Origin of the sequence: uncultured Sulfitobacter sp. (assembly GCF_947500075.1) — a bacterium.
GTDB lineage: Bacteria > Pseudomonadota > Alphaproteobacteria > Rhodobacterales > Rhodobacteraceae > Sulfitobacter.
In genome coordinates, this window is sequence record NZ_CANMQS010000025.1 from 1 (window position 1) to 605 (window position 605).

1 pseudogene is annotated in these 605 nt (G+C 55.5%); it reads left to right on the top strand.

The window, feature by feature from the left end:
* Positions 1-52 precede the first annotated feature (52 nt).
* Positions 53-605 (top strand): annotated as a pseudogene (locus Q1A91_RS23645) (IS3 family transposase); the annotation flags it as partial.

Consider the following 605-nt stretch of genomic DNA (forward strand, 5'->3'; position numbering starts at 1 on the left):
CCTCCCCCACTGAATTGGTCCTCCGCTATGTTTAGGAAAACGGAGGAGACACATGGCCAACAAGCGACCAAAGCCGGAAGAGATTGTCACGAAGTTACGGCAGGTTGAGGTTCTGACGGGGCAAGGGATGCCGCGTCTGGATGCGATCCGTCAGATTGGTGTGACTGAACAAACGTTCTACCGCTGGAAGAAGAAATACGGTGGAATGGGCACGGACCAATTGAAGGAACTGAAGCGCCTGCAGAAAGAGAACGAGCGGCTAAGAAGAGCCGTATCCGATCTGACGCTGGACAAGTTGATCTTGGCGGAGGCAGCAAAGGGAAACTTCTAAGCCCCGCTCGCCGCCGTGCTTGCATTGATCGTGTTCGTGCTGAGCTGAATGTCTCGGAGCGCCGCGCTTGCCGCGTTCTGAGGCAACACCGATCCACGCAGCGTAGAGTGCCAGTTGGTCGTGCTGATGAAGACCTGTTGGTGACTGATATGATCGAGTTGACCCGCCAATATGGCCGATATGGGTATCGTCGGATAGCAGCCTTGCTGAGAGATGCTGGCTGGTATGTCAACGACAAGCGGGTCGAAAGACTGTGGCGACGAGAGGGGCTGAA